The organism is Pseudoalteromonas sp. S554 (assembly GCF_005930865.1).
GTDB lineage: Bacteria > Pseudomonadota > Gammaproteobacteria > Enterobacterales > Alteromonadaceae > Pseudoalteromonas > Pseudoalteromonas marina.
Window position 1 is genome coordinate 15766 of the sequence record NZ_PNDV01000001.1, and the last position, 22928, is coordinate 38693.

The following is a 22928-nucleotide window of genomic DNA, read 5'->3' on the forward strand; positions in this document are numbered from 1 at the left end:
TTTAAAGGGCTTTAACCATGTTTGAGCAACTTGCTAATTTACCTACAGCAATAAAACAGTATTTAATAATTACCGGTAATTACTGGGCATTTACCTTAACCGATGGCGCACTACGCATGCTGGTGGTGCTGCATTTTCATCAGTTAGGGTATGGTGCACTGGCCATTGCCATGCTGTTTTTGTTTTACGAAATTTTTGGTGTGATCACCAATTTAGTGGGCGGTTGGCTAGGGGCTCATTTAGGCCTTAATAAAACCATGAACTTTGGCTTGGCGCTGCAAATAATGGCGCTTGCCATGTTATGCGCGCCAAGTGAATGGCTTACAGTGGCTTATGTTATGACGGCGCAAGCGCTTAGCGGCATAGCAAAAGATTTAAATAAAATGAGCGCCAAAAGCGCCATTAAACACTTAGTGCCCGAGGGAGAAAGCGGCCAAGGGCAGCTTTACAAGTGGGTGGCTATTTTAACGGGCTCTAAAAATGCGTTAAAAGGGGTGGGCTTCTTTTTAGGTGGTTTACTCCTTACGGTACTGGGTTTTGTAGGTGCTTTAAAAGCCCTAATTTTATTACTCACTATTGCGTGGATTATTAGCGTTGTATTTTTAAAAGGCGACATGGGTAAAGCTAAAAATAAGCCCAAGTTTAAAGAGCTTTTTTCTAAATCCCGTGCAATAAATTTATTAAGTGCAGCACGACTATGCTTGTTTGCCGCGCGTGATGTATGGTTTGTAGTGGCTTTACCTATTTATTTAGCCCAGCAATTTAACTGGAACTTTTGGTGGGTAAGTGGCTTTATGGCACTTTGGGTAATTGGCTACGGTGGTGTGCAATCGCAAGCGCCGCGTATTACAGGCACCAGCAATTCAAACGTTGATACTGTTAAACATGCGTATTTATGGGTATTGCTGCTAAGTGGTGTAACAGCACTATTAGCACTACTTATGCAATTTGATGTGGCTGTGCACGCCACCTTGATTATAGGTTTACTTATATTTGGCGGTGTATTTGCCGTTAACTCATCTGTGCATAGTTACTTAATTGTCAGCTTTGCTAATAGCGATGGTGTATCGCTTGATGTTGGCTTTTATTATATGGCCAATGCCATGGGGCGTTTAGTGGGCACCGTGCTTTCGGGGTGGGTGTTTCAGGTTTATGGTTTTGTAGCGTGTTTATGGGTGAGTGTTGCTTTACTCATAGGTGCCTCAATAACCACAGCTATTTTGGCTAAGCGTTAAAACTCAACGTATTGTATTAAATTAAATTTTGTTCGCGGTTATCGATAGCTTGATTAGTAAAATCGTCTAAACTGTACTTGTAGTTTAAACAAAGGGCAGGTCAATGCGAGAAATATCGTTAGCAAAAAAACTATTATGGCTTACAGTAGGTAGCATATTTATAACCGTGTTACTGCTATCGAGCATTCTGTGGTGGGAGCTGTCGTCGAGTAACGATGAGCTATCAAGCCAATCAGAAAAATACATAGTGGCAGAAGTTGAAGAAAAACTAAGTGCAAACGCGGCTGTATACGGTGAAAGAATTGCAGGGTTTATTAACGAGGCATACCGTGTCCCTTTTTCACTAGCTGCCATATTAAGTGGCACGGCGGGTAATGACGCACTTAGCCGCGAATCCGTTGTTAATCTAAATAAATCCATATTAAATAATAATGAGTCGCTTTCTTCCATCTACTCCCAGTTTGAAGTAAATGGGTATGATTCAAAAGATACTCAATTTAAAAATGGCTACAGTCACTCTGTTGATGGTGCTGGTACACTCGAAATTTATTTTACACGCAGTAAAGAAGGCGTGGTCGAGCAGCAAGTTGTAGACGACCCTGCCGAAAAATATTTCACTAAGCTTAATGAATTTGGCCTGCGAGAGTCTGAATGGTATTTGTGTGCTAAAGACAACGTAAAGCCGTGTATTATGGAACCTTACTTATACGAAATTACACCAGGCAATTCAGAAATGATGACGTCTCTTACGGTTCCTATTATCAGAGACGGCCGGTTTGTTGGTATATCTGGTGTTGATTTAACGTTGCCGGTTTTTCAAAAATTAACAGAGCAGCTTTCAAAAGAGCTGTATAACGGTCAAGCTAAGGTTACCTTATTAAGTGATTTTGGTTTAATCGTAGGCAGTAGCCACTACAAAACAAAGCTTGGCCGGCCTTACAAAGAAGCAATGTCATCCACTATTACCAGTAAAGTTGAAAAGGTACGGGGTGAAAACAATCTTTTAAAAGCGGATGACACTTACCTGGTTAATTACCCTATAAATATAAAGCTTGCAGACACTCAGTGGTCGCTCATTATTGAAGTACCTGCAAATTTAGCTCTGGCTGGCCCACAGGCTTTGAGTGAAAATATGCAAAGTACCGCAGCAGCATTGGGTACTATTATTTTAGTAACCGGCTTAATTATTGCGGGTGTTGCTTTTGTAGTTATGAAATTGGTTGTAGCAGGTGTTATAGCCCCACTTGAACAAATACAAGAACGCGTTGATAACCTAGCCAGTTCAGAAGGCGACTTAACACACACCTTACATGTAGACAGCCATGCCGAACTAATTGCACTGGCTGGTGGCTTTAACCGCTTTTTAACTAAATTACGCGACCTAATTGCTGAGCTTAAAGCCGTATCAGATCAGACTAAGCAACAAGGCGAAATTGCCCAGCATATAGCCATCGACACAAAACATAATGTGCAGGCGCAGTTTAAAGAAATAGAAAGCGTTGTTACCGCTATGAACGAAATGAGCGCAACGGCGCTTGAAGTTGCAAGAGCTTCAGAACAATCAGCGCAGCAAGCTGACGAAATAAACGGCTTAGTGGTAAGCAGTGAGTCGAGCTTGTCGTCGGCTATGACGCAAGTAAAAACCATGTCTGAAGAAATAAAAGAGGCAAACCAAGCAGTTGAAAAAGTAGCGACGCGTAGTAAAGACATAACGCAAATTTTAGATGTGATCAGAACCATCTCAGAGCAAACTAACTTACTGGCACTCAATGCAGCTATTGAAGCAGCAAGGGCAGGCGAACACGGCCGAGGTTTTGCAGTTGTTGCTGATGAGGTACGAGCGCTTGCTTCTAAAACCCGTTCATCTACTGATGACATTAGCAACCTAATAGACAGCCTACTGCATGAGGTTGGTAATGCTTCCACCGTTATAGAAAAAGGTGTTGTAAGAGCACAAAATGCGGTTGACGAAACCTCTGTCGCCTTTGACGCGTTGCACAGTGTGGTTGTAAAAGTGGATGAAATAACCAATCAAATAACGCATATTGCAACAGCGGCTGAAGAGCAAAGCTTAGTAACAGAAGAAATAAATCGTAATTTAACGCTTATTTCTGATGCGGCATCTCAGTTGTCTGGTTTATCTTCGCAGGCAGGCGATAGTAGCGAAGTTCTTAATAAGCTGGTTGCTCAACAAGATAGCGAACTCAATAAGTTAAAAACCTAACAGGTATATAATTCCTAAAAATAAAAAACGGCGGTAATTATATTACCGCCGTTTTTTCATTAATTGAGTTGTTTAGTTTACAGCGTTTTCATAATTTTAAACATTTGATCGATCATAGGTTGTGCAAGCTCTTCAACACCCGGGCGGTTAAAATAGCCGCGTAGGCCTGTAAATTGCACTTTAAAAAAGCGAGCATAGTCTTTTGGGCTAACCTCACCTTTTAGCTCTTCACGCGCAATGGCTTGTGCAAATAAATCGCTTAAATAATCTTCAAATTTGTCTGATAAATCAAGGCTTAATGAATACAAACAGCTGTCTTCATCGGCAAACTCACAATTTGCTTTTACTAGCATACAAATAGCGCTCGGGGCATTTTTTTTATCTTTAATGATGACGTTTTCAACAAACGTTTGTAAACCACCAATAATAGTAGGCGAAGCCAATAAACACGTTTTTATTTGATCTTCTATTTGCATGGTGTAATTTTTTAAAGACTCAATATACAACCCTTCCTTTGAGCCAAACGCAGAATAGATACTACCTGGGCGCATATTAATTGCGTCCTGTAGATCGCGGGTCGAAGTGGCATTAAATCCCTTTTCCCAAAATAGCTGACTGGCAAGGCGGACAACAGTCTCGCGCTCAAATTTAACTTTGTTGACCATGCTGTTTCTCAATTAATTTGAACATTTGCTCAATTTTAACTTGAGCAGTCGCTCAAAATCAAATAGTATGTGCTTCGACGTTACTTAAACAACTTATTTTTGGAGCTAACAATGGCAGAATTTACTTTATATACAGCAGAAAATGCACCTGAAGAGTCAAAACCTTTATTAGCCGATTCAGTTGCTGCATTCGGCATGTTACCTAATTTACACGCAGTAATGGCTGAAGCACCAACGCTATTAAAAGGTTACCAAGTACTTCACGAATTATTTCAAAACACTTCATTTAACGCAGAAGAGTTAACAGTGGTATGGCAATCAATTAACGTTGAACATGACTGTCATTACTGTGTACCAGCACACAGTGCCATTGCAGCGTCAATGAAAGTTGACCAAGGTATTGTTGATGCTTTAGTGAATAAAACACCGCTTGCAGATGCAAAACTCGAAACATTACGTGAAACAACATTGGCTATGACGCGTGAACGTGGCGTAATTAGTGACGAGCAAATAGAAAAGTTTTTTGCAGCGGGTTACGGTCAACAGCAACTACTTGAGATTATTGTAGGTTTATCGCAAAAGGTAATGAGCAACTACACTAACCACCTAGCAAATACGCCAGTGGACGAACCATTTAAAAAATTCGCAAAATAATCGCGTTATAATTAACAAAAAAGGCAGCGAAAGCTGCCTTTTTTGTGCCGTAAGCACCGGGAGCTATTTGAATTTTACGGCTTGATTGCTACGCGTATAAATGCGTGACTCTGGTTTGGTCCATTCACCTTTTTTTAAATAGGAGGTAGACACAACCAATTTCCCATCTTTTAAATCGCTGGTCGACTTCACTTTAGTAATGCCTTCTTTACTACCTGTAACCTCTTCGTAAGCAACAAACTGCGTAGGGCTGAGTACTTTTATAGTGCCTTTTGTATAAAAACCGGCTGTTGTAAAATAATAAAAAACTAGTGAGTCTTTTTTGCTATCGTAAAAAATCATCGACTCGCCACCATATTCACCCTCATTGATAGAGTGTTTTGTTCTTATTGCCTTACCATTAAGCGCACGCTCCCATAAGCCTACGTCTTGAACTGGTTTAGTGCCTGGTGCAACATCAAAATCAGCTTGCCACGAGCCTAAATAAGGCTGAAATACACTAAGGTGTTTATCAAGTTTAAGTGGTTGTTCTTTTGCGTGAGTTGTAAAAGCTAAAAAGCACAAAGTAAAAAATAGCACTTTAAAATATGTCATAATTATTCTCTTATTATTTGAATTGATACAGACCAGTATAGGCGATAATTACTTGATAAAGAAAATCTTAATAGTTCTATCCTTACTTTTTATATCCATAGTATGGTTTGTACATTTTCAGTGGGGCGTAACTATTTTGGCGCCTACTTATATAACTGCTATTAGTGCCATAACATTTATTATGTATGCGTGGGATAAACACAAAGCTAAGCAGTCGGTAAATAAAAAAGTGACTCGTACGAGCGAGCGAACTCTTCATTTATTAGCACTATGTGGGGGCTGGCCAGGGGCGTTAATTGCTCAGCAATTGTTGCGTCATAAATCACAAAAAAAGCGTTTTATAACGGTACTTTGGGTGTGCATTTTATTAAATATAGTTTTATATTTTTTTGCTTTAGAGTTTTTTGGGTATTTGGAAATAGCTAAGGCAAGCTTTTAAAAAAACGACCCCACTGAAAAACAACTAAATCAGTGGGGCGATGATTGAATCACAACATTATCGTTTTAACTGTGCTTCGCTTTGGTTAAGTAATCTAATAATAGGGTTTTGTTCTAATATTTTATTTTTTAAAAAATAGCCAATCAATAACCCGGCAATAAAGCCCCCAATATGTGCGCCATAATCAATGCCATCAGGGCCGCTTAACGCACCAGATATATTTATAATCAACCAAATTGCAAAAAAACCAAGCAGCAGACAGTTTTTTCTGGTAAATAATAATCATAAAAGTGAGGCTGGCATGCCTAAACCACATTAAGTACATACCAAATAAGCCCGCAATTGCACCACTTGCACCTACGCTAGGTATTGCTGATGTTGGGCTAACAAGGTAACTAGAGAGAGAAGCTATTAGCCCACACACTAAATACCAGATTAAAAAGCGCTTGTGTCCTAAAACATCTTCTAAGTTGTCACCTACCACATATAAAAAATACATATTCCCTAGCAAATGCATTATTGAGCCATGCAAAAACATACAAGTGAGTAGTGTCCATACTTTATTGCCTTCACTTATATCTGACGGTGTCATGGCAAAAAACTCAATGGCGAAGCCAAATGCTTCACTATTGAAAAAGTATAAAGCAAAAATTAATGTGTTGAGTGCTACTAAACTGAAAGTGACCCATGCTTTTCGCTGAGGTTTTATATTATATTCAACAGGCATTTGAGTTAAAAATTGAAAAAAATACGTTTTCCAGCTTGTTCTTTGATTTAGCTCGTTTAGAAAAGCTTTTAATTCTGGACTTTTTTTAACGCTTTCAAGCTCATCTTTATCAATCCAGGTACCATCACAATGCCTACAAATATCAATTTCGGTATGAAAATCTTCTAGAAGATGAAAACGTTCCAAGCTTTTATTGCAATCAGGACAGTCAAGTTCTGAAATACCTAATGAATCACCAAAGCTGGTTTCAAATTTCTCACCGACAGGACCATCGTTGATTTCGTCAATCATGCGATTAACTTCATTTTTTTCAAACCAAAGGCCGCCACATTCGCGGCAGATGTCTATTTCTTCACCTTGGTAGTTTGTAGCTTCTAAAGCGTGTGTTTTACAATGTGGGCAGTGTTTAGTTGGCATTTTTTAGCTCCTTTAGCGATCCAACAGAAATATCATTTTGTTTTAATTCCATTTTTAACTGTTCAGCATTTTGTTTTAATGCGGGTAATGTTTCATCTTTTATTAAATGAGTAATTTTTTTTAGTTCAATTGCGGCTTGCTTAGCTGACATTTTCCTTGATATTGCTGCATTGATTACAAAGTCTGCTCGAGAATAAAACCGACGAATTTTAGTTAAAAACTCACTGGGTGTTTCAAGTGTAGTACGTGAAAACTGCATTGTTTTCCATATGTACTTCTCTAAAGTAGGTTTAAAAAATTCCATTTCAGATTTTGGTGGGCTTTTTGCTAAGCGCTCTGCATATTCCGCAACGGCATTTACGTTATCGTTAACTTCATCAAATAAAGAAGTCCGTAGATAATAGTTGTCTTCCATTTTACTAAAAGAATCAAATTTTAAAGCTTGTTCTAAACCACTTTGAGCGGCTAAATACACGCCAAATATGGTAGAGATAACCATAAAAAGTTGATTTAACCAAAAGCCTGTGCTTTTTAGCTCTTTGTTATCAACTGTTTTAAGTGCTTGAGCTAGTTTTTGAGTGGCCGCAGGGTTTTTGGGCTCACTTTGAGATGACGGAGTTGTGGGGTTCACTGCAAAATCCTTTTTTTACTTCCTTTGAAGCGAAATATATTCATGTCACTAGTTTTTTTCACTAATCACATTGCTTGATTTAACCACTTTTTAACAACACTGCTCCACTTTGCTCACTCCCTAAATGATCGTCTTTATTATAAATAGGGCAGCTTTTAAGTGATAAACACCCACAGCCAATACATCCATCTACGCGGTCGCGTATGCGTTGCATATACGCTATGCGTTCATCTAATTGAGCTTGCCAGCGTTTTGAAAGCGCAGACCAATCTTTTTTAGTGGGCGTGCGGTTATCGGGGAGTGAGGCAAGTGTTTGTTTTATATCGTCTAGCGAAATGCCCATGGCTTGTGCTGCTTTTATAACGGCCACTCGGCGAAGTACGTCGGGTTTGTAGCGGCGTTGATTGCCGCTGTTTCGCCAGCTTTTTATTAAATGTTTAGTTTCGTAAAAGTGTAATGTAGACACTTTTACACCACTTCTTTTTGCTACGTAACCTACTGTTAAAGTGGCGTCGATCAGCTTTTTTTGCTCAGCAGACATTAATTTTATTCCATGTATTGACCTCAATATAACTTGAGGTTTTAAGCTCCCTTCAACATTAAAAAAGGAGCTGGAAAAATGCAACAAAAACTTAGTCGTAACACCGTTATTATTTATTCATCGGCACGAAAAAATGGTAACACAGCCGCACATGTTAAAAGTTTTGCTGAGCAAAATGAGCTGCATGTTGTGTGTTTAGATGAATTTAAAATACCGCCTTACAGTTACAGTAAAAAATATACTGATGATGAATTTTTCTCGCTTTTTGAATCACTTTTAAATTACGACCATTGGGTATTTGCTTCGCCAGTGTATTGGTATAGCACCACAACACAAATGAAAACATTCATAGACAGAATTACCGATTACATGGATGACGAACATTTAAAACCAAAGTTGCGTTTACTGCGCAGTAAAGATTTTTCGTTGCTGTCTAATGCGTCGTCGAGTGAGGCGCCAGATGCTTTTGTTGCGATGTTTAAAAACACATTTAGTTATTTAGGCATGCGTTTTTTAACGCATCACCATAAAAGTTCGCACACTTTATCGTGAATAACTGCCTTTTGTACAAAGCATCTGGTACTTTATTTATACACTAAAAAAGCCAAAGGATTGTTTATGAAATATTTACTATTACTTTTGTTGTTAAGCCCATTATCTTTCGCTAATGAGCAACCTATTAACGGTTTTGGTTATTACTATAAAGTACCAGAGCATGCAGCGATTAATGATTCGACTCAATTTAAAATAGCGTTTGATGTGGCCGATGGCGCTAAAAAAGGCGAGCAAAATAATGCGATGAACTCACTTGCCCGCTTTATAAATATGCATGTTGCACATGGCATTAAACCAGAGAACATTAAGTTAGCATTAGTTGTACATGGTGGTGCAAGTGTAGATGTGCTATCGAACGATGAATATAAAAAACGCTTTAACGTTGATAATAAAAACGCGAGCTTAATAAAACAATTATTGGCAAATAACACGCAGGTATTTGTTTGCGGGCAGTCGGCTACTCACTTTAAAGTAACGCCTAAACAGCTTATACAAGGCGTTACCATGTCTTTATCTGCTATGACCGCGCATGCTCAACTTCAGCAGCAAGGTTACACTTTGAATCCATTTTAATGAAAAAATCTATTTTATGTTTTGGTGACTCAAATACGTGGGGGTTAAACCCCGCAACGGGAAAGCGTTTTGAGGAAAAAGTAAGGTGGCCGTCGGTATTAGCAGAAAGGCTAGGTGACCAATTTGCTATTATAGAAGCAGGGCAGCCTAATCGTACGCTTGTGAATAATCCACCATTTAATGGGGACTTATCGGGGGTAAGTTATTTAAAACCGCTTTTAGAAGCGCACTCTTTGACTGCTATAGTGATAGCCCTTGGTACTAACGATTTAAAAAAGCGCTTTAAATTAACGCCTGAGCAAATAGGGAACGGTTTGGCTAATTTAATAGACGGTATTGAAGGGTTTTACGATGGGAATAAACAACCCAAGCTCATAATATTGAGCCCACCCTATGTTAGTTGTGTAGGGCAATATAAACATGTTTACGAGGGCGCACCGAGTAAAAACCTAGCTTTGAGTAAAGAGTTTGAAAATGTAGCGTGTATTAAAAATGCCAACTTTTATGATTTACAAAAAATCGTTTCTGTTTCACCCATTGATGGGGTACATATAGAAGCCAATAGCCATGCTAAAATAGCGGGTTTAGTGTGTAATTTAATAAATGAAGTTGATGCTTAATTAACGCTAACGCTTAAATTATAAGTACGCTATTTACTATGAATATTGTGAGCTTATTTGCATTTAAGGCTGATTATGCAATGATGGAGAACACACTGATAGTGAATGCTTTATAGGCAATAAGGACATAATGAAAAAATACCAACAAAAGTCATTAATTGCAGTTTTAACCGGTGTTTTGGTTTTTGTGGTAGGTAGCCTCGTTTTACTGTATTTTGCAGGGCAAAAATTAGCGGCTGCAATACATAAAGATGCAAAGCAAATTGTTAACCACATAGACGCAGCTGTAAGCGAGCGACGCCAAATTCTTTTTCCTTTAAATGCATTAAACTTCTCTGAGTGTAGCGACGAAAACTTACTTGAAATGCGACGTGCACTTTTTGATGCCAAGTATGTTGTAGATATTGGCTTTTTTAAAAATAATCAGCTTGTTTGTACCACAGGTTCGGGTGTACTAAAAAACCCAATAAACGATAGAACCCCCGACTATATTCGTAACAATCTTGAAAGTAAAAACGACAATAACATCAGAGTTCGGTTTGAGCCTAAGTTAAAAATTTTACTTTTTGAAGAACGAATAATGCAAGTCGTGATAGTTAGGCAGGGTAACTATAATTTAATTATGGATACTGCAGCCATTAGTCGCAGTAACATTGCAGCACCGTACTGGGAAATAACGTATAAAACAGGTTCTGATTCATTTCATTTGGCAGGTAAAAGCGGCTTGAGTAAAGAGCTTGCAAACCACAAACAAATACCGTTTGAAACCGCACTTATGTGCAGCGATAAAAATACTGGATATTGCGTTGCGGTTAGAACGCCATGGAGTGAGTTTTTCGCTGACAATCAATTTTTGCTGATTATTTCTCTTATATTAACCTGCCTAACGGGTGTGTCGAGCGCGCTAATAGTGGATTATCAAATTGCCGCTCGTCGCTCTACTAATAATAGAGTGCGTAAAGGCTTAACAAAGGGCTCATTTTATTGGACTTACCAACCTATTATTTGTTTGCACACAGGTAAAGTAATTGGTTGTGAGGTGCTAGCTCGCTTTGAAGACAAATACGGGCCACTTTACCCCGATGAGTTTATTCCGGTGATACGAAAAAATAATTTAACGTGGTCGTTTACTCAAGCAATGGTAGCGAAAGTACTTAAAGAGCTTACAGAGTTGGACGATTTACCAACGGGTTTTAAGGTGTCTATTAATATATTTCCTTGCGATGTAGAGCTTGGAAATGTATCGCTGTTGACACAAGAACCTGCACTTATTAATTCACGCTTTATTATTTGCCTAGAAATAACCGAAGACGAGTACCTCGATACTAGCATTGCACATGCTCATTTTAGAACGCTGGTTGATTCTGGATTTAATTTGTCGCTGGATGATTTTGGTACTGGCTATTCTAATTTAAGAAATTTACAAAATTTAAGTTTCCACCAGTTAAAAATAGACCGAACTTTTGTACAAGATATAGCCACGCAAGGTTTAAAGGCGTCTATGATCCCTAATATAATGGAGTTAGTGCGTAAGTTTAATTACACCTGTGTAGCTGAAGGAATAGAAACAACTGAGCAAGAAGCTATGTTAAAAAGCGCGGGTGTACATTATGGGCAAGGTTGGAAATACGGCCGGCCAATGAAGGTCGATAAATTTAAACGGTATATAGCACAGCAAACGCTTTAAAAAAGATCGACGATCTTTTTTAAAGCGTATAAACAGTTAAATTTATTATAAAAACAGGCTAATTAGAATGATTAGATCAATATTTACAATGCTTTTGTTACTCTTAATAACTGGCTGCGCATCGCAATACCCTAATCAGCAAGTTGTCGGAAAGCAATTTCCAACGATTACTGGCGAAAGCTTAGAGAAGAAAGAATTTGTTATTCCGAGTGATTTTAACACTGAAAAAACCTTGCTGCTTATAGGCTATAAACAAGATAGCCAGTTTGATATTGATCGCTGGTTAATCGGTTTAGATATGGCAGGTGTAACACTCCCTACCTATGAGTTACCTACCATTGCCGGCATGGCACCGCGAATGTTTAGCACGTTTATTGATAATGGTATGCGCAAAGGGATTCCTAAAGAGTTATGGGGTGGTGTTATTACTATTTATAAAGACGGTGAAGCGGTGCAAAAGTTTACTGGTAACCAAAGTCCTAACAATTCGCGCGTTATTCTTATAGATAGCACAGGGAAAATATTATATTTTTACGACCGTGGTTTCTCCGTTGATGCGCTCAATAAATTAAAGGCAAAAATATAACGTTTTAAAGTGTGGTCGTTATTTATGGAAAATTTAAATAACGGCTCAGTATAATTTTTCAGTACTGAGTATTGAGATAAAGCTAATAGGTAATGCTCAACAGATCAGAGCAGTATAATATATGAGGTATAGTATAAATTAATTTTTAAGCTATTGTTATTTATATGTATTATTTTTTCGCTGCTTTTTTCTCTTTATTCTTAATACTAAAATCGCATTGTAAACCTCGGATATTTTAGTTAATCTAGTATCAAAGTTTCAAGGATGAAATCTATGCTAAAACCGCACACCGTATTTGTTAAAACCACCTTTCAATCTTCTTTTCACTGTGAAAGTTACACAATTATATTAAAAACTATGCAGGCTATTTTTGGTGATATAAAAATGGATGATGCATTGCCTAAACCTGACGCGCGCGACAAGTTTGATTTATATTTAATTGATGGTGCTAAAAATAACTGGCTTGATTTATTACCTGCTGATTTACTTTGTTTAGCAAAAAAGCATAAGGTTGTTTTATTTAATGTTGAGCAAGAGGCTGTTTGCGAAAAAAACTTACTATTAAATCATGTTAATGGTGTTTTTTATAAATCGGATGCGCCAGAAGTTATTTTTAAGGGGTTAGTTAGGGTCACATCCGATGAACTGTGGTTTACCCGAAAAGTAATTTCTAAAGCATTTAGTGATATTTTATTAGTTGCCTCTTCTTTTAACTCTTTAAAAGACGATATTACATTAAAGCAAGACGATTATGCTCACCTGACCAAACGCGAAAAGTCGGTTATTCATTTAATTGCTCAAGGCGCGAGTAATAATACGATCGCGGATAAACTTAATATAAGTGATCACACCGTAAAAACTCATTTGTATAGTGCCTTCAAAAAAACAAATTCACGAAATAGAATAGAGCTTGCAAACTGGGCCCAGCGTTATGTAGCGGTATTATTACCTATGAGTAAGTAGCTTATTGCGGCTAAATAACAACATAAACCACATAAAAAAGGCTACGTAATGTAGCCTTTTTAGTTTTTTTAAATAAAATATTAAGCTGCTTTTTGAGCCCATAAGCCTTTATCAATGCCCTTTGTAACTAGGTCGGTCAGTGCTTTTTCTATTGCTTGAGTAACACATATACTCATGGGTTCGTTGTCGCTAAAGCCACCTTCAGCTTCGGCAAGGCGCTTGTAGCTTACATATCTAAAAAAGCCTGCTCTCATTTCTTGGCTTAGTACTTTTTTGCTGGTGGCAACGCTCAATAGCACTTGGCCTGTTCGTACGTCTACGGCGCGTAAATATATTGAAATAGCATCTTCTCTATAAAGCTCAGAGGCGCCAATACCAAAGTACTCCATCCCTAAACCACCGGTTTTTACGTTGGTATCGTAGCTAATAATACCGCCTTCTAAAATTATTTTAGCGGTGGTTAATGGAGGAAGTTCAACACTGTTTGGGTTTTCTGATTGGGCTGCCCGAATAATTTTTCTTTCCGTTAATATATTTTGCAGACCTTCTCGTTCAACCGGTGTAAACCAGTCTGATTCATGAAGCGCTTGTACTAAAATAGAATTAGCGCCTTGTGTTACGGCAGTAGAAAAGGAGCTTACATTTGTTTGGGGTTTGTATTGACCTGTTTGATCTCTAAATGAGTAAACTGAAACCGGTATACTGCCTGCTGGCTTTGGTAAGTTTTTTAGATCGCTGAATATTTCTGTTGGCTCAAGGCTCATTGCATTTTGTTGTGACGGTGGAATTAATTTGCCTAATGTTGAGCAACCGCTTAGCAGTAATAGTATTGCTATTGTTATTATTTTTTTCATTATCCAAACCTCGGTACTTCAATAATCACGACGGTGTCATCAATAATATTTGTTATTTTGACTGTAATGGTATCAGCGGTGCTGGTGATGACTTCAATTTGATAATCGCCACTCATAAAAATTGAGTCTTGGTCAAAAATACTGTCTTCTATATCTTCCCCAAAGGCCATGTCTGTTATTTCACGTACCATACGGTTTAAATAAGTACGTTCAAGTGAGTCCTGAAATTGTTCAGCATAGCCTTTTTCGATTGAAGGCGCTTTATGCTTATTTTGGGCTTGTGCTTTACTCAATAGCATATTGGCATTAAGTGGGTTACCGCCAAAACTTGGGTTTATTGGGGTATAAACCATTTCAGTTGCTGATGCGCAAAAGGATAATGTTGTTATTATTGTAAATATTATTTTTTTCATTTTACCATCCATTTAAAGCCATATCTTTAGAAGATGTAGCCATGTTTGAGCGAGCCATTGCATCAATAACCGTATAGACCGCTTGTTCAACGCGTGCATCTAATGGCTCTAATCTGCGCCCTAAATAGGTTGCATATATAGTTTGATTGTTCATCACTAAGGTAAGCTTTGTTCCAGCTTTAGGTATTACTGTTTCTTTGATTTCAATGTTAAAACCAGCCGTTGAAGGTAAGTCTCGCCAGTAATTTGAAAATTCATAGTAGAATTGATGCCCAAATCGGCTAATGCTTCTATCAAGTAACAGCCCATCAATTTCAAGTTCATCTGCAGCAACACCTGGAGGGGCCAAATACAAAGCGAGTAAGAGCAGGAGAGTGATTTTTTTATTTATTTTCATAGTTTAAAATAGGGGAGTTGAAGCTCCCCTTCATTGTTATTAATTACATTTGTGTAATTGTGGCTGTATTACCGTCGCCAATTTGAGTAACCGTTACAGTACTATTAACACCAATAACACCACCCTCAACAATGTTGTCATTACCAAGTTGAGTTACATTGAATGTAACGTTTTCACCACCTACTAAAAACGGTGATTGCTCAGTACCAACAACCCAGTTATTTTCACCTTCTTGAGAAATATCTATGCTGTGGCCACTGCCTTCAACCATCATATCGATAAGGTTAAAGTCGCCATTTTGCGCAATATCAATTTGGTTAAAGTTACTATCAAGAATACCTGCAAGTGTAACCATGGTTTCATTTTGCAAGCCATCTTGTGTAATTTCGATGTCGTTTTCATTAGATGTAAGTGAAACGTCAGGGTAAGATGATTCAACAACGGCGATGTTTTCTTCACCAAGTTGGGTAAGGTTTACATCATTTCCTAGGCCATTAAAGTTTACTAAATGAGCTGAGTTAACATCGCCAAATTGGCTAATTGTAAATTCATTATCTGAGCCTAATACGCCCATGTATGCTTCATTTTCGCTACCATTTTGAATGGCTGTAAGTTCGTTGTCGTTACCAATTAACTCAGCAGTTGTTGTATTAAAGTCACCATTTTGCATCGCCATTACTTCGTTGTTTTCGCCTTCAAATAAAGCTGAATCAACATTATTAGCTAAGCCTTCTTGGTCTATACCTACTTCGTTATCATTACCTACAATAGCTGTGAAATTAACGGTGTTGTCTGCACCTTCTTGCTCAACACCAAACTCATTATTGTCACCGTAAAGCTCTGTAAGTGTTACAGCATTTTGGTCGCCAACTTGCTCAATGTCTAACTCGTTATCGTTACCTTGTAGCGAGGTCACTCTGAACGTATTATAAAAGCCGTCTTGCTCTACCATTACTGCATTATCGTCGCCTGTAGCGCTTGTAATTACAGCTTCATGCCATTCACCAGTTTGTAATGCACTTAGCTCATTGCCACTGCCTTGCATGTCCATGTTGTAAAACCAATGACCACCTGTACCTTGTTCAATATCAACAATGTTGTCATCACCCACAATAGAGTTAATTGCTTCATTGTTAAAAAATAAACCTTCGCCCTCTTGTGAAACATAAAGCTGATTATTGTTGCCGGTGACTGTAGTTAAAGCACCATTGTACAAACCGTCCTGAGAGTATATTTGTACGTTGTTATCGCCAACGGTGGTTACTTCTACAAAGTTACCTGTTTGGAATTGCGATACCTCGGTCGTGTTGTCATTACCAATGGTGGTAACCTGCATTGCATTGCCATCACCATCTTGCAGCAGTAATGCTGTGTTACCTACTTGGGTTTGCGCAAGTACCATTGAATTGCTCGTGCTTTGCACAGACACTTTTGTGCTTAAATCAGATACTGAGCCAGATTTAGTTGCTGTATCTGCAAAGGTAGAGAAGCTTGTGCCCATTGCAATTGCCACTGCACAGCTTAAAAGTGATTTATTTAACTTCATTATTTTCTCCTTGAAATAAAAATACCGAATGCCCTACGTTATTTTGTTTATATAGAGTATTCGCGTTTCCAGCATGCCGTGCCGGTATAAAGTTGTGATCTAAATGTTATTCAATGTTGTGTTGCGTTTTTTAAATGCACATTCACTGTATTCTTGAATTGTTAATTCTTAAATCATCTTTTTTTACCAATTTTTTTATTGTTTTAATACAATTGGTTATGGTGCTTATATTTTTATTCTCACTGTTTTATTAAAAAACCAGTAAAAATTGTTGATCTATTTAAGTGTCCGATTATAAGAATTTGGCTCATAAAAAAGACTGCTTTTAGTGTTTTTTTAGTTGCGCTACTGGTCAAAAATGTTGATTTTTTATTGTTTCCAATTTAAAGACTTGAGTAATTTTTGATTTGTTAGTTTGCTGGGTACATGCCATGTGATCTTTCTTATTCGATGTTGTCAGTAAACTTGCTTAAATTTTTAAGCTTAATCAACTATGGATAGAACAATGAAAACAAAATTATCTATTATTACACTTGCGCTTGTTCCTTGTTTAGCTGCTGCGCAACTACCAGAAACAAGTATTAAGCAATCAGTAACTGCAAGCAGTGATTCGCTTATTGTTAAATACAAAAAAAATGTGTCAGCTAAAATGCGTAAGCAAGCTCGCTCGTTAGTAAGAGCCAAAATCTCTGACATGAACAGCGATGAGGTTGATGATAACTATAAGTCTTTACTTTCAGGCCGCTTAGCTAAATTTAAAGTAACGGGTATGAGTACTAAAGAGGCGATTAAACGCCTTAAAACTCATCAGGCTATTGAGTATGTTGAGCCAGACTACCGTGTAAGCATTGCCACTACGCCAAATGATCCGCGTTTTGGTGACCTGTGGGGTTTAAATAACGAGGGTCAAACCGGTGGTGTAGCTGACGCCGATATTGATGCACCTGAAGCATGGTCAATTTCTACGGGTAGTAGAGATGTGGTTGTTGGTGTAATTGATACCGGTGTTGATTATAGTCACCCCGATCTTTTAGCAAATGCTTGGGTTAACCCTGGTGAGATTGCTGGCGATGGAATTGATAACGACGGTAACGGTTATGTTGATGATGTTCATGGCATCAATGCAATTACTAACTCAGGCAACCCAATGGACGATCAAGGGCATGGTACGCATGTTTCAGGAACCATTGGTGCAAGTGGCAACAATAACGAAGGTATTGTGGGTGTAAACCATGATGTATCTATCGCTGGTTGTAAATTTTTAGATGCTTCAGGTAGTGGTTCAACGTCTGATGCCATTAAATGTATTGACTACATGGTTGGTCTTAAAAACTCAGGTGTTAACCTTCGCGTACTAAATAATAGTTGGGGTGGAGGCGGTTATAGCCAAGCTTTAGCCGATGCAATAACGGCCAGTGAAGATGCAGACATTTTATTCGTAGCAGCAGCAGGGAATGACGCAGTAGATAACGATGTAAACCCGCACTACCCATCTAACTACGAAAACGACAGCGTGCTATCAATTGCAAGTACAGATAGCAGTGATAACATGTCTGGTTTTTCACAGTGGGGCCTAGAAAGTGTTGATATGGGCGCGCCGGGTAGCGCTATTCTTTCAACTATTCCAGGTGGCGGTTACGCTAGTTATTCTGGCACTTCAATGGCAACTCCACATGTTGCAGGTGTGGCTGCTCTTGTTCTTTCAGTAAACCCTGATTTAACAGCCGTAGAGTTAAAAGAGTTATTAATGAGCAGCGGCGATGCTAATACTGCTTTAACAGGTAAAACAGTTGCAGGTACGCGTTTAAATGCAAACCAGGCATTATTAGATGCTGACCCTACACCTGGCTTTAAATTATCGGTTACTCCTACAACTCAGCAAGCAACTGTTGGCGACACGGTTACCTACATGTTTGAAATTGGTTCGATTGCGCAGTGGGATGGCGATGTAGCGCTTTCTCTTAGCGCTGGTTTAGAGGGGGCAACATTAAGTGCTTCTACGGCACGCCCAGATGATGAGGTTGTTTTAACTGTAAATACGTTTGATGACACGCCTTGGGGTAATTATGATTTTACGGTTGAGGCAAGTACAGATCAGCAGTTAAAAACACAAACTGTGTCATTAATGCTACAGCCTGCAGGCTTAAACGATTTTACATATAGCAGTGATGATAACGTATCTATTCCAGATAACGATCCACAAGGTGCAAGCTCTGTAATTACTGTTGCTGATGATTTAACTATTTTTGGCACTTCTGCCGATGTAAACATTACTCACACGTGGTCTGGTGACTTGGTATTAACGTTAACATCGGCTCAAGGTTCTGAAGTTACGTTACAAAGTAATCAAGGTGGTAGTGACGATGATATTGTTAAAACATTCACATCAGGCGCCTTCAACAGTGAAGTTGCAACTGGTGATTGGACGTTACACGTTGTAGATACAGCGGGTGCTGATGTTGGTAACATCAATGGTTGGTCTCTTACATTTAGTGCGATTGGAGAAGTTACTCCACAGCCACCACAAGCGAGCTTTGACACTGAAATAGAAGGCTTAACGGCCATGTTTACAGATGCAAGTACTGATGCCAACAACGATATTACACAGTGGAGCTGGAACTTTGGTGATGGGGCAACATCGTCTGATCAAAATCCAACTCATGTGTACGCAGGCTCTGGCAGCTACAACGTTGAATTAACCGTAACAGACAGCGAAGGTAATACTAGCACGTCAATGCAAACGGTTGTTGTCAGCGATGTAGATATTGAGCTTACATTAAAACGCGCTAATAAATCACGCTTGGGTACTATGCGTGTAGATCTTAGCTGGGACACAGTGGGAGCTGAATCGATGAATGTTTACCGTAATGGTGAACTAATTGATACTACGTCGGATAACGGCCGCTACCGCGATTATGAGCGTGGTGCTTCACTATCAAGCTACGATTACCAATTGTGTGTTTCTGAAAACGTATGTTCTAACATAGTAACAGTCACATTTAATTAAGTAATAACCCCTTAGAGTAACCAAAGCCCAGCTATGCTGGGCTTTTTTTGTTTTACAATGCCATTATTTTAGAAGCGCCGTCATAATTATAATTGTTTGTATGGATGGGTTTTAAGCCAATGCTCCGCAATTTGCTCGCGCGTGGCAAACCAAACTTGTTCATGCGAGCGGGCATATTTTAAAAACCGTGCGAGGGCCTTAATGCGCCCAGGGCGGCCAATTAAGCGGCAATGCAGCCCTATCGACATCATTTTTGGGGCGTTTTCACCTTGTGGGTCGCCTTCTTCATAAAGCGTATCGAATGCATCTTTTAAATAATTATAAAACTGATCTCCGGCATTAAAGCCTTGCACAGCAGCAAAGCGCATGTCGTTTACATCAAGTGTGTAGGGCACTATTAGCTGTGGTTTTCCTTCTTTAATACTGTAAAAGGGTAAATCGTCGCTGTAATCGTCGGCGTCATATAAAAATGTGCCATTTTCTACCACTAGGGCAGCAGTATTTGGGCTTGTGCGTCCGGTGTACCAGCCTTTAGGCTTTTTACCGGTAAGTGCTTGAATGATCTCAATGGCTTTTTGCATGTGCTCGCGCTCGGTTTGCTTATCTATATGTTGATAGTTGATCCAGCGCAGACCATGGCTTGCAATTTCGTGTCCTGCCTCAACAAACGCTTTAGCTACATCGGGATGGCGCTCAAGGGCCATTGCGACTGCAAAAATGGTGACCGGTATATCGTATTTTTTAAAGAGTTTAAGTAAGCGCCACACGCCTGCGCGCGAGCCATATTCGTAAATAGACTCCATGCTTATGTGGCGGTCTTCTACATGCGGAGCACTGACTATTTCCGACAAAAATGTTTCAGCCGCTGCATCACCGTGTAATACACAGTTTTCGCCGCCTTCTTCGTAATTTAATACCACTTGTACGGCTATGCGGGCTTTATTGGGCCAATTTGCATGGGGCACCTGTGAGCCATAACCAATTAAATCGCGCGGGTAGTGTTTAAATTGCTCGCTCATGTTATTGCTCCTTTTTAAGCGCTGTGAGCCAAGAGCCTAGCGTTTCGCGTTCAGCATCAGTCATTTTGGTCATATTTGCCAATGGCATGTCTTTGGTTATAACCGCGCGGGTATGAATAAGCGTGCTGGCTTTTTTTACATCATTGATAGAGTCGAGCTTAAAGCCAAGGGGCGCTGTTTGAAAAAGCTCAGAGGTGGGTGTTTTACTGTGGCACTGTGTACAGTGCTTGCTGATTATATCCCACACTTGAGTGTCGGTAATGCTCGCTTGTAAAGGTGCGTTTTCGTCTGCATTTGTTGGGCTGCTAGGCCATGGAGCGATAGTAAGCATTAAGGCAAAAAAGGCGGCAATACCACTTATAAGTACCGAGGGTTTATTAACGCCTTGGTGCTTTAAGTTAAAGTAATGGCGTATCCACATGCCAATGCCAAATAGCGCAATTAATATAAGCCAGCCAAAGCTGTGGCTGTAGGTATATGGAAAGTGGTTGCTCAGCATAATAAATACCACAGGTAACGTGGCGTAGTTATTATGAATAGAGCACAGCTTTGCTTTTAAACCCGGTTCTGAATCAGGAATGCGGCCAGCTTCTACTTCGCTTACCATGTAGCGCTGCCCTGGCATAATTATGTGATACACATTACCAACCATACACGTGCCAATAAGCGCGCCTACATGAATATACACAGCGCGGTCACTAAATAGCTGGTCAACCCCGTAAGTCCAAAGGGCCAATATACCAATTACCACAGCAATAAACGCTTTGCCGTTTTCAACAAGTGGGGTTTTACACAATAATCGATAAACACCATACCCTAAGCCAATAAAGCCAAGCGATGCGCCAATAGCGGCAAATTTACTTAGTTCACTTTTACTGTTATCGATTAGGTAAACATCGGCGCCAACATAATAAAGTAGGCTAAATAATAAAATACCGGTGATCCACGTTGTGTAGGCTTCCCATTTAAACCAGTGCAGGGTGTGTGGCATTTGTTCAGGGCCATTTTGATACTTAGCCACTTCGTAAAAGCCACCGCCGTGCACGGCCCATAAATCGCCTTTTATGCCTTTGTCTTGTTTCCACTGGGGTGGGGTTTGTAAGTTATTATCAAGCCACGCAAAATAAAACGACGCTCCAATCCACGCTATACCTGCAATTACATGAAAATAACGCAGTACTAAATGAGCAAGCTCAAATAAATAATTTTCCATTGGCTAAGCCTCTTCTAATTGCGGTGTCTGGGTGGCTGTAAACTGTTTTTTATCATCGCGCTTATACACGCTTTTACCCATGATGTAGGTTTGTTCAATGCAGCGGTCGTCGCCTAGCATCATCATGGCAAAAAGTTGCTCGTGCAGGGTTTTTGCGTGGCCAATTCTGAACTTTAAAAACGAGGTGGCTGCGTAATCCATTACAATAAAGTCAGCCTCGCAACCTATTGCAAAATTACCTATGGTGCCCTCTAAATCAAGGGCTCGCGCACCGCCAAGAGTTGCTAAGTATAGGCCCTTAAAAGCTGAGAATTTTTGACCTTGAAGCTGCTGAATTTTGTACGCTTCATTGCCTGTTTGCAGCATCGAGAAACTTGTTCCTGCGCCTACATCTGTACCCATGCCTACGTTAATACCGTGCTCTTCACAGGCCTTTAAGTTTAATAAGCCAGAGCCTAAAAATAAGTTAGAGGTAGGGCAGTGAGAAATAGCCGCGTTGTTATCGGCAAGGCAGCAAAGCTCGCGCTCAGATAAATGAATACTATGAGCAAATACCGAACGTTTACGCACCATTTTAGCTTGCTCGTAAACACTTAAGTAGTCACCAGCCTCTGGGAACAACCCTTTTACCCATTCACACTCGTCTTTGTTTTCAGATAAGTGCGTATGCAGGTACGTGTCAGGGTATTCTTCTAATAATTGAGTACATTTTTGCAGTTGTTCGGGGGTTGATGTAGGTGCAAAACGAGGGGTTACCGCGTAGCTCAACCTATCGACATTGTGCCATTTTTTTATTAGTGCTTTTGATTGATCGTAACTGGTTTGCGCGCAATCTGATAAATCGTCAGGGCAATTTCTGTCCATCATTACCTTACCGGCAATCATGCGTAAATTACGTTTTTGAGATTCGTTAAAAAACGCATCAACCGATTGTGGGTGTACCGTGCCAAACACAAGCGCGGTGGTGGTGCCATTACGTAGTAACTCATCTAAAAAGCGGTTTGAGACTTCACTTGAGTACACTTCACTGGCAAACTTTTTTTCGGTTGGGAAGGCATATTCTGTAAGCCAGCTTAAAAGCTGCTCGCCATACGCGCCGACCATTTCGGTTTGTGGTAAATGTATGTGCGTGTCTATCATGCCGGGCATAACCAATTTGCCATCGTGGCGAATAATAGTGGCTGATTTATCTAAGCTTGGCAGTATGTCTTGCTCGTAACCAAGGTTAACCACTTTACCGTTTTGAATAACTAATGCGCCTTTTTCAAAATAGCGGTGGGCGTTGTCGCCTACTATGGCGGGGTCGTCAACAAAATCGAGTATGTTGGCACAAATTACGGTTAGTTTATTATTGTTTTGCGTGCTCAT

The 22928-nt window shown here is 39.5% G+C and carries 24 protein-coding genes; 11 read left to right on the forward strand and 13 right to left on the reverse strand.

Going from position 1 to position 22928, the window contains the following annotated elements; all coding sequences use genetic code 11:
* The first annotated feature begins 17 nt into the window (after window positions 1-17).
* Both arsJ and CWB65_RS00090 read left to right on the forward strand, forming a co-directional pair.
* Complete coding sequence (arsJ, locus tag CWB65_RS00085; RefSeq protein ID WP_138739525.1) at window positions 18-1235, forward strand: organoarsenical effux MFS transporter ArsJ; 1218 nt, start codon at window positions 18-20, stop codon at window positions 1233-1235.
* A gap of 103 nt (window positions 1236-1338) precedes the next feature.
* Window positions 1339-3459, forward strand: coding sequence for a methyl-accepting chemotaxis protein (locus tag CWB65_RS00090; protein WP_138739526.1), 2121 nt, complete (start codon window positions 1339-1341; stop codon window positions 3457-3459).
* A gap of 77 nt (window positions 3460-3536) precedes the next feature.
* On the opposite strand, the gene CWB65_RS00095 is transcribed toward CWB65_RS00090, so the two are convergent.
* Window positions 3537-4124 (reverse strand): TetR/AcrR family transcriptional regulator, encoded by a 588-nt coding sequence (locus CWB65_RS00095; protein WP_138739527.1) that lies wholly within the window; start codon window positions 4122-4124, stop codon window positions 3537-3539.
* A gap of 111 nt (window positions 4125-4235) precedes the next feature.
* On the opposite strand from CWB65_RS00095, the gene CWB65_RS00100 reads away from it, so the two are divergent.
* Entirely contained in the window at window positions 4236-4778 is a 543-nt protein-coding gene (locus CWB65_RS00100) for a carboxymuconolactone decarboxylase family protein (protein WP_006794430.1), read from the forward strand.
* Between the two features lie 63 nt (window positions 4779-4841).
* On the opposite strand, the gene CWB65_RS00105 is transcribed toward CWB65_RS00100, so the two are convergent.
* Complete coding sequence (locus CWB65_RS00105; RefSeq protein ID WP_006794431.1) at window positions 4842-5372, reverse strand: hypothetical protein; 531 nt, start codon at window positions 5370-5372, stop codon at window positions 4842-4844.
* Between the two features lie 52 nt (window positions 5373-5424).
* Here CWB65_RS00105 and CWB65_RS00110 point away from each other — a divergent pair, with 52 nt between their 5' ends.
* Window positions 5425-5811: a DUF1294 domain-containing protein gene (locus CWB65_RS00110; protein WP_138739528.1), complete on the forward strand. Its 387-nt coding sequence runs from the start codon at window positions 5425-5427 to the stop codon at window positions 5809-5811.
* A 57-nt stretch (window positions 5812-5868) separates the two neighbouring features.
* Here CWB65_RS00110 and CWB65_RS19990 read toward each other — a convergent pair whose 3' ends face one another.
* The 4 genes from CWB65_RS19990 to soxR all read right to left on the reverse strand — a co-directional run bounded on the left by CWB65_RS19990 (window position 5869) and on the right by soxR (window position 8127).
* Window positions 5869-6042: a rhomboid family intramembrane serine protease gene (locus tag CWB65_RS19990; protein ID WP_239104516.1), complete on the reverse strand. Its 174-nt coding sequence runs from the start codon at window positions 6040-6042 to the stop codon at window positions 5869-5871.
* Window positions 6005-6955 (reverse strand): rhomboid family intramembrane serine protease, encoded by a 951-nt coding sequence (locus CWB65_RS00115; protein WP_249365001.1) that lies wholly within the window; start codon window positions 6953-6955, stop codon window positions 6005-6007. Before CWB65_RS00115 ends, CWB65_RS19990 begins: the two co-directional genes overlap by 38 nt.
* Complete coding sequence (locus CWB65_RS00120) at window positions 6945-7586, reverse strand: hypothetical protein (RefSeq protein WP_039037507.1); 642 nt, start codon at window positions 7584-7586, stop codon at window positions 6945-6947. Before CWB65_RS00120 ends, CWB65_RS00115 begins: the two co-directional genes overlap by 11 nt.
* A 79-nt stretch (window positions 7587-7665) precedes the next feature.
* Window positions 7666-8127 (reverse strand): redox-sensitive transcriptional activator SoxR, encoded by a 462-nt coding sequence (soxR, locus tag CWB65_RS00125; RefSeq protein WP_058429932.1) that lies wholly within the window; start codon window positions 8125-8127, stop codon window positions 7666-7668.
* 78 nt (window positions 8128-8205) lie between these two features.
* Here soxR and CWB65_RS00130 point away from each other — a divergent pair, with 78 nt between their 5' ends.
* The 6 genes from CWB65_RS00130 to CWB65_RS00155 all read left to right on the forward strand — a co-directional run bounded on the left by CWB65_RS00130 (window position 8206) and on the right by CWB65_RS00155 (window position 13111).
* Complete coding sequence (locus tag CWB65_RS00130) at window positions 8206-8679, forward strand: flavodoxin family protein (protein ID WP_039037509.1); 474 nt, start codon at window positions 8206-8208, stop codon at window positions 8677-8679.
* 66 nt (window positions 8680-8745) lie between these two features.
* The gene (locus CWB65_RS00135) at window positions 8746-9255 is read left to right on the forward strand and encodes a DsrE family protein (RefSeq protein WP_138739529.1); all 510 of its coding nucleotides are present in this window, start codon (window positions 8746-8748) and stop codon (window positions 9253-9255) included.
* A complete protein-coding gene (locus CWB65_RS00140; protein ID WP_138739530.1) occupies window positions 9255-9875 on the forward strand; it encodes an SGNH/GDSL hydrolase family protein in 621 nt (206 codons plus the stop codon). The genes CWB65_RS00135 and CWB65_RS00140 overlap by 1 nt, the downstream gene beginning before the upstream one ends.
* A 130-nt stretch (window positions 9876-10005) precedes the next feature.
* The gene (locus CWB65_RS00145) at window positions 10006-11562 is read left to right on the forward strand and encodes an EAL domain-containing protein (protein ID WP_138739531.1); all 1557 of its coding nucleotides are present in this window, start codon (window positions 10006-10008) and stop codon (window positions 11560-11562) included.
* Window positions 11563-11629: 67 nt separating this feature from the next.
* The gene (locus CWB65_RS00150) at window positions 11630-12148 is read left to right on the forward strand and encodes a hypothetical protein (RefSeq protein WP_006792596.1); all 519 of its coding nucleotides are present in this window, start codon (window positions 11630-11632) and stop codon (window positions 12146-12148) included.
* A gap of 273 nt (window positions 12149-12421) precedes the next feature.
* Window positions 12422-13111, forward strand: a complete 690-nt coding sequence (locus CWB65_RS00155) for a helix-turn-helix transcriptional regulator (protein WP_138739532.1) — start codon at window positions 12422-12424, stop codon at window positions 13109-13111.
* Window positions 13112-13191: 80 nt separating this feature from the next.
* Here CWB65_RS00155 and CWB65_RS00160 read toward each other — a convergent pair whose 3' ends face one another.
* The 4 genes from CWB65_RS00160 to CWB65_RS00175 are packed head-to-tail and all read right to left on the reverse strand — an operon-like array spanning window position 13192 to window position 16321.
* Entirely contained in the window at window positions 13192-13965 is a 774-nt protein-coding gene (locus CWB65_RS00160; RefSeq protein ID WP_006792598.1) for a CsgG/HfaB family protein, read from the reverse strand.
* Window positions 13965-14390 (reverse strand): curli assembly protein CsgF, encoded by a 426-nt coding sequence (locus CWB65_RS00165; protein WP_006792599.1) that lies wholly within the window; start codon window positions 14388-14390, stop codon window positions 13965-13967. Before CWB65_RS00165 ends, CWB65_RS00160 begins: the two co-directional genes overlap by 1 nt.
* On the reverse strand, window positions 14380-14775 hold the full coding sequence (locus CWB65_RS00170; protein WP_006792600.1) for a curli production assembly/transport protein CsgE: 396 nt from the start codon (window positions 14773-14775) through the stop codon (window positions 14380-14382). Before CWB65_RS00170 ends, CWB65_RS00165 begins: the two co-directional genes overlap by 11 nt.
* A 43-nt stretch (window positions 14776-14818) precedes the next feature.
* Complete coding sequence (locus CWB65_RS00175; protein ID WP_008128501.1) at window positions 14819-16321, reverse strand: curlin; 1503 nt, start codon at window positions 16319-16321, stop codon at window positions 14819-14821.
* Window positions 16322-16826: 505 nt separating this feature from the next.
* Between CWB65_RS00175 and CWB65_RS00180 the strand changes: the two genes are divergently transcribed.
* The gene (locus CWB65_RS00180) at window positions 16827-19328 is read left to right on the forward strand and encodes a S8 family serine peptidase (RefSeq protein ID WP_138739533.1); all 2502 of its coding nucleotides are present in this window, start codon (window positions 16827-16829) and stop codon (window positions 19326-19328) included.
* 86 nt (window positions 19329-19414) lie between these two features.
* Here the strand turns inward: CWB65_RS00180 and puuE are convergent, their stop codons facing one another.
* The 3 genes from puuE to guaD are packed head-to-tail and all read right to left on the reverse strand — an operon-like array spanning window position 19415 to window position 22928.
* A complete protein-coding gene (gene puuE / locus CWB65_RS00185; protein WP_138739534.1) occupies window positions 19415-20347 on the reverse strand; it encodes an allantoinase PuuE in 933 nt (310 codons plus the stop codon).
* A 1-nt stretch (window position 20348) separates the two neighbouring features.
* Window positions 20349-21560: a urate hydroxylase PuuD gene (locus tag CWB65_RS00190; RefSeq protein ID WP_138739535.1), complete on the reverse strand. Its 1212-nt coding sequence runs from the start codon at window positions 21558-21560 to the stop codon at window positions 20349-20351.
* Window positions 21561-21563: 3 nt separating this feature from the next.
* On the reverse strand, window positions 21564-22928 hold the full coding sequence (guaD, locus tag CWB65_RS00195; RefSeq protein WP_138739536.1) for a guanine deaminase: 1365 nt from the start codon (window positions 22926-22928) through the stop codon (window positions 21564-21566).